Raw genomic sequence first — 5,753 nt, forward strand, 5'->3', positions numbered from 1 at the left:
GAGCGGGCGCACCCCCGCCAGGTAGGTGCGCAGTCTGTGAGAACAGAGGGGGACAATCGCGCGAGGTCAGCGTCGCTTGATCTTCTTCACTGCCAGGCCCCGGGCGAAGCGAACGATTGCCGGGTCGTCTCGGAACCATTCGCCTTGCATACGCAGCCGGGCGAATCTGGCGTGATACTTGCGCTCGTCGTCCATGCTGCCTGCGACGATCGCGATCACTTCGTCATGCGGTAATGCCTTGAGGCGGCTTGACGGGTTGGCCGACCAACCGATCTTAATTCGGTCCGAGAAGCGGATGAAGTACACGAACCCTTCGCCGCTCTCTCCTGGTTCCACCGCCCCAGAAGGCGACGGAGGCTGAACAGGGGTTGCCACACGCTCGCGTTCACCCACGACGGCCTCGGCGACGATGGCGGACCAACGGTCCTCGACCAGTGCGTTGGCGAACTCGTAGATCGAGCGGATATGTCGTGGGCACAGCGGGACGGGGGCAAGCTCCATCGGCGCGTCGGAGCAGGCCGGATGGCAGCACAAAACGAAGTCGGTAACGTGAACCATGTTGCTTCCTCTGATCCAGGAAGTGGCCGCGCCCCGGGGCGGTTCCAGCCGTCGCCGGGGCGCTAAATGCGAAAAGCCCGCTCGGTGGCGGGCTTTCGAGGGCATGCGTTATCGCGCTGCTGTGGATAATAGGGCGCCCTGCCCCGAGAACGCAATCATCGAACGCTCTCCTGCTCGGCGCATCGCACCTGCTTAGCGAGCCAGTCCCATTCGTAGACCGGCCAGCACGGGCGCCCACGCCACCAGGTGCCGACGTGACGCTGGGGCGGCTCGCAGTCGTTCTCGCACACGATGACGATCTGCTGCTCGCAGTCGGCGCAGAAGCGGCGGTCGGGGTGGCCGTGGCGGCAGGTGCGGTGGCCCAGGAGGTCGCGCACCCGCCAGGTGTGGGTGCCGCCGGCCGGGGTGGTGGGGGTGACGCCGTGGCACCAGGGGCATTCCACGTCGAGGGTCTGCCCGTCGTAGACCAGGGCGAGGGAGCGGGCGATGGTGGCGACCATGGTGCGGGTGACGCGGTAGGCCCACGCGGCCACGTCCAGGTCGATCCCGGGTTCGGCGAGGCGGGCCGCCGCCCTGGCCAGGTACGGCGCGGGGTCGGACAGGGCAGCCGGCGGCGGGGGCGGGACCGGGCACAGCACGGCCACCGACAGGTGATGGGCCAGGCTGTAGGCATCGATCACCAAGTCGGTCATCAGATCCAGCACCGGCACCCGCACCGGCGCCGGGGACGCCCCCAGAGCCTCGATGGTGCGTTCCCACCGCTCGGCCCGCGCCTGGGCGTCCATCTCGGCCCGCCGCTCGGCGGTGAGCCGGGGCCGCCGGTGCGGGGCGGGGGTACCGAGCAGGCGGGACTCGGCCAGATCGTCCCAGTGGGCCGAGATCCAGCGGAGATCGGCAAGGGCGCGGGCGGTGAGGCTCATGGGCGGCTCTCTGTGCTGGTCAGGTGAGGGTGAGGAGGTCGAGCTGCTCGGCGACCGGGAGGGCGGGGGCCGACCGACGGCACTTCGGGCAGATGCAGCGGGTCTTACAGACGCGGTCGGCCAGCCACACGGACACGTAGCAGTGGCCCAGGCGGAGGGGCCGCTCGAATCCCCAGCGCGCGGTGCACCGGCCGTGCTGGCCGTGCCGGCAGCGTCCGCAGAGCCCGGCCGGGACCTGGCAGGCGCACCGGTTGCTGCGGTTGGGGGATGCGGCCGGGTGGGTGAGGACGTGCTCCCGCACCCAGGCTGCGGCGTCGGGGGTCATCGGGGGTGCTCCTATCGGGGGCGGGGTGCGCGGCCCTGAGAGGGCCTGTGCAGGTCTGGGGTCAGTGGGATACGGGAGACGGGTCGTAAGACGGGGAGCGGCGATGCTGGGGGGCCTCCCGGGGTATCTGAGGCTCACCGCCGCCGCGCGCTCCGACGTCGCGCGTCGAGCCGGACGACGTTCGGCGGCAGCGCCGTCGGCGCGGAGGGCTTGCCCTTGCAGGTGGCGATGTGCGGAACGAACCGGTGCTCGAAGGGCGCTGGCGGCAGCGCGCCGGCCGCGTCCAGGCTGCGGGACTGCCAGGTTCGGGGGCCGACCCGGTAGCACGCCTGGTTGCCACGGTCGTCCGGCCGGGCGTCCACGAGCATCCACGCCCCGGCCCGGGTCACGGTCCACAAGACGAGCCGCTGGCAGTCGGTGCACCGGCGAAGCTCGCGCGTGGTGGGGATCACGGGTGGTCACCTCGTTCGGATGGTCAGGGGTTCGGCTGGGTGCGCTCGGGCGAGGCCGCACCCTCGTAGCGGCCCTCGGCCAGCAGGCGGCGGGCCTCGCGGATGTAGTTGCGGGGGTACGCCTTGATGTCGTCAGGCTCGCCCCAGGTCTCGTACGCGTAGGCGCGGGCGTCTTCGGTTGCCTTGCGGACGTTGGTGGCGTTGACGAGGAAGCGCTCCCAGCGGAGCGGGTTCTTGTAGGTGGCGACGCAGAAGCTGTAGTCGCGGCGTTCGATCTGTTCGGGGGTCATGGCTCTCCTCGGGGTGGTCAGAGGACTCGGACGCGGGTCTTGCCGCAGCGGGTGCAGCGCTGGGTGGTCACCAGGCCGATGGCCTCGATGACCTCCCACCGGTGACGGAGCAGGCACCTCACGGCGGGCGGCGGGCAGGCGGTCATGACGCGACGTCCTGTCCGCGCAGCACGGCCCGGTGGACACCGTCGGCGACCTCGACCCAGTCGGCCAGCTCGGCGGCGACCAGGCGGGCGTCGTGGGCGGGCTGGTCGAGGCGGCGGCCGGAGGCGTTGACGCACGCGGTGCCGATGCCGGCCCGGCAGGCGGGCCAGGGGCAGACGACCTTCTTCGCGGCGAGGCGCAGCGGGTGGCGGTCGAGGCCGCGGGCCCGGGTGTACTCGTCGGTGGGCGGGGCTCCGGAGCCGATGGCGAGCGGCCGGGGTGCCTGCATGCCGTTGGCGAGCTGGGCGACGGCGGCCTTGAGTTCGGCGCGGTAGGCCGCCGGGTCGTCGGGGTCGGCCGGGAGCTCGGGGACCGGGTGGCGGGCGATGTTGCGCTCCCGTGCCTGGCGGACGCGGGTGCGGACGTGGGCGGGCATCAGCCAGTCGGTGGACTCGCTGTAGTGGCCGACGATCGCGGCCTGGGCGTCGTCGTAGGGCAGGTCGCCGATGGCGAGGGTCCAGGCGGCGACGTCGGTCTCGCCGATGGTGCGCCGGTCGTAGGCGGCGGCGCAGGTGAGCAGGTCGATGACCTGGTCTCGGGTGAGGACGATCTTCCTCGTGGTCATTGCTCGATCTCTCCCATGATCATGACGAGGGGGTGAGGCCGCCCGCCGTCGCCGGGGTCGGGCGGTTGGTGCTTGAGGGCTTGGGCGGCGGCGACCCGCTCGTCCGTGGTCGAGCGCCTGGGCGGAGGGGTGCCGGCTGGCTGGTGGACTTGTCCACCGCTGCGCGGGCCTCGGGACTTCATTTCGAGTTGCCCGTACTGCTTGCGGAAGGTCGGCATCGAGTTGATGTTCAAAGTCCAGAACCCGTCTCGCTGCGACCAGTCGAGGACGTCGATGGCTTCCTGCAGCGGGATCTCGTCGAGGTCGAGTAGCTTGCGCGCCGCGTCGCGCCAGCCGTCGGACACCGACTGCGGGCGCTGGCGGTAGTCCTTCTTGATCAGCCACGACAGGAGCCGGTTGCACAGCCGCTCGACGTCCTCCCTCGGAGGACCGGCGGGCGGCGGCTCGGCGGGCGGCTGCGGACGAGAAGAAGAAGTTTCTTTCTCGTAGTTCTCCGAAGGAGAACTACTTATAGCGCGGCCAATTTGGCCACTGGTTCTGACCTGCCTACCGGCCAGATTGGCCGGTAGGCCATCTTCGCCACCGTCCAGATTGGCCACTGGTTCCGACCTGGGGGTATCCGTTTTGGGGCTTTCGCCTACCGGCCAATCTGGCCGGTGGTCAGACTCCCTACCGGCCAGATTGGCCACTGGGCTGACCTGCCTACCGGCCAGATTGGCCGGTAGGCCATCTTCGCCACCGTCCAGATTGGCCACTGGTTCCGACCTGGGGGTATCCGTTTTGGGGCTTTCGCCTACCGGCCAATCTGGCCGGTGGTCAGACTCCCTACCGGCCAGATTGGCCACTGGGCTGACCTGCCTACCGGCCAGATTGGCCGGTAGGGATTTGCCCGGGTTCAGGCGGCACAGATCCGGGAGCCGATGCCCCCTTTCGTCGAACCGCTTCCGCCGCTGGATATGCCCATCGGCCTCCAGCTGCTCCAAGTAGCGGCGAACGGATCGAGCGGACAACAGTGCATCGGCGGCGATCTCCTCCTGGCTGGCCGTGCATTCCCAGGCCCCATCCACCCGCCGCGCTACACACAGCAGGACGACCCGCGCGCCAGGGTTGTTGGTGACCGGCTGAGCCCATGCCCAGTCGAACGCTCCGTGCTGGGCGGCGCCTGTCGTGTCGTCGTTCACCTCTGCGAGGTCTCCCTTGTGCTGGTGCTCTTGCTGGGTTGGTTTCGTGGGCGTGGGCGGGCCGCTGGGTGGCGGCCCGCCACCTAGTCCTGTCCGGTTTGCCCGACTTCCCGGATCCGGGAAAACGCCTGGTCAGCGGTCTTCTCCAGCCAGGCGGTGGCACGGTCCCGCAACGCGTCGCTGAGCTGGCCGGTGCGGACCCTCCGGAGCCGGTCCTCACCGATGTCCAGAGCAACCGCGACCTGCCACCACTTCAGGCCGAGGCCCCGCCGGCGAGCGTCCAGTTCGGCGTGGAGCCTCTGCGGGGTGACGACGGCCGCGAGGACAGCGGCCAGGTCCTCCTCGGTCATGGCGCCACCTCGGGGTGGGCGGCCTCGACCCGGTCGGCGTCGGCACGGATCAGCAGCGCCCGCTGGGCGTGGGCGTTGGCGGTGGCGCAGAGCCCGATGTGCTCGTCCTGCAGCGCCACCAGGGTCCGGTGCGGCTTCCCGGCGATAGTCGCCGCCAGGTGCCGCCGACCGGCCTCCTCGCCGGCGCCCCGGAGCTGCCGGGCCGCCTCGGACAGCCCGGCGGCGCGTGCCCGCTCGCGGGCCAGCCACGTGGCCAGCCGCACCGGGTCGGTGCAGGCGACGCAATCGAGGCCATGCGGGCGGGCGCTCATGACAGGCGCTCCGCCACGCACCGGCCGATGCAGCTCAGCACGTCGGACCTGCACACCAGGCACGGCTCACACCGCAGGCACAGGGCGACGCGGCGGCTCCGGTACATGCGCGGCCAGTGGCCCCGCCGGAGGCACGCGAGCAGGCGCCTCACGACCGCCTCGCGTGGGCGACTACGCCCGGCGTAGTCGCCATGACGTCACATATGGCGGCGTGTGCCTCCAGGGTGGCCAGCCACGACACATCCGCGGCGCCGAGCTCGGTCGCGAGCGGATCGGTGACGTGGCTGCACATCTCCCACGAGCGCGACGTCACGGTGCCGTCGGCGGCCGTCTCGTGGATCTGCAGGACGGCCGGGTGGCACGTCATCGGGTCACCTCCGGGGTGCGCATGCGGGTCAGGAGGATCGCTCCGTGGCACAGGTCCGTCCCGCCCGGCGCGGGCACGGCGCACCAGCACGCCAGGTCCCGGCCGGCCAGCTCGGCACGGGCCTGCTGGATGAGGTCGGGGTTGTGGTCGAGGTGCAGGCCGTAGAGCCAGCTCGCCTCGTTGAGGTCGTGGACCCGGCCCGGGCACCTGCGGCACCCCGTGCCGCCGAC

Annotated in this window: 12 protein-coding genes; all 12 read right to left on the bottom strand. The window is 71.1% G+C overall.

What is annotated here, in order from left to right; all coding sequences use genetic code 11:
• Positions 1-66: 66 nt before the first annotated feature.
• The gene (locus tag ACWEF2_RS31390) at positions 67-558 is read right to left on the bottom strand and encodes a GIY-YIG nuclease family protein (protein ID WP_453819872.1); all 492 of its coding nucleotides are present in this window, start codon (positions 556-558) and stop codon (positions 67-69) included.
• Positions 559-713: 155 nt separating this feature from the next.
• Positions 714-1,478: a hypothetical protein gene (locus ACWEF2_RS31395; protein WP_453819873.1), complete on the bottom strand. Its 765-nt coding sequence runs from the start codon at positions 1,476-1,478 to the stop codon at positions 714-716.
• A 19-nt stretch (positions 1,479-1,497) separates the two neighbouring features.
• On the bottom strand, positions 1,498-1,803 hold the full coding sequence (locus ACWEF2_RS31400) for a hypothetical protein (RefSeq protein WP_453819874.1): 306 nt from the start codon (positions 1,801-1,803) through the stop codon (positions 1,498-1,500).
• A gap of 134 nt (positions 1,804-1,937) precedes the next feature.
• Complete coding sequence (locus ACWEF2_RS31405) at positions 1,938-2,255, bottom strand: hypothetical protein (RefSeq protein WP_453819875.1); 318 nt, start codon at positions 2,253-2,255, stop codon at positions 1,938-1,940.
• A 23-nt stretch (positions 2,256-2,278) separates the two neighbouring features.
• Positions 2,279-2,545, bottom strand: coding sequence for a hypothetical protein (locus ACWEF2_RS31410; RefSeq protein ID WP_453819876.1), 267 nt, complete (start codon positions 2,543-2,545; stop codon positions 2,279-2,281).
• A gap of 17 nt (positions 2,546-2,562) precedes the next feature.
• Positions 2,563-2,691, bottom strand: coding sequence for a hypothetical protein (locus tag ACWEF2_RS31415; RefSeq protein ID WP_453819877.1), 129 nt, complete (start codon positions 2,689-2,691; stop codon positions 2,563-2,565).
• Entirely contained in the window at positions 2,688-3,314 is a 627-nt protein-coding gene (locus ACWEF2_RS31420; protein ID WP_453819878.1) for a zinc finger domain-containing protein, read from the bottom strand. Before ACWEF2_RS31420 ends, ACWEF2_RS31415 begins: the two co-directional genes overlap by 4 nt.
• On the bottom strand, positions 3,311-4,495 hold the full coding sequence (locus tag ACWEF2_RS31425) for a helix-turn-helix domain-containing protein (RefSeq protein WP_453819879.1): 1,185 nt from the start codon (positions 4,493-4,495) through the stop codon (positions 3,311-3,313). The genes ACWEF2_RS31420 and ACWEF2_RS31425 overlap by 4 nt, the downstream gene beginning before the upstream one ends.
• An 83-nt stretch (positions 4,496-4,578) precedes the next feature.
• Positions 4,579-4,845, bottom strand: a complete 267-nt coding sequence (locus ACWEF2_RS31430) for a hypothetical protein (protein ID WP_453819880.1) — start codon at positions 4,843-4,845, stop codon at positions 4,579-4,581.
• Positions 4,842-5,156, bottom strand: coding sequence for a hypothetical protein (locus tag ACWEF2_RS31435; protein ID WP_453819881.1), 315 nt, complete (start codon positions 5,154-5,156; stop codon positions 4,842-4,844). Before ACWEF2_RS31435 ends, ACWEF2_RS31430 begins: the two co-directional genes overlap by 4 nt.
• Before the next feature lie 148 nt (positions 5,157-5,304).
• Positions 5,305-5,523 carry a hypothetical protein gene (locus ACWEF2_RS31440; RefSeq protein WP_453819882.1) on the bottom strand — a complete coding sequence of 73 codons (219 nt, stop codon included), beginning with the start codon at positions 5,521-5,523 and terminating at the stop codon, positions 5,305-5,307.
• Positions 5,520-5,753 (bottom strand): DUF4326 domain-containing protein (locus ACWEF2_RS31445; RefSeq protein ID WP_453819883.1); only part of this gene is annotated, 234 nt, incomplete at its 5' end. The genes ACWEF2_RS31445 and ACWEF2_RS31440, both read right to left, overlap by 4 nt.

Source organism: Streptosporangium sp. NPDC004631 (genome assembly GCF_053601935.1).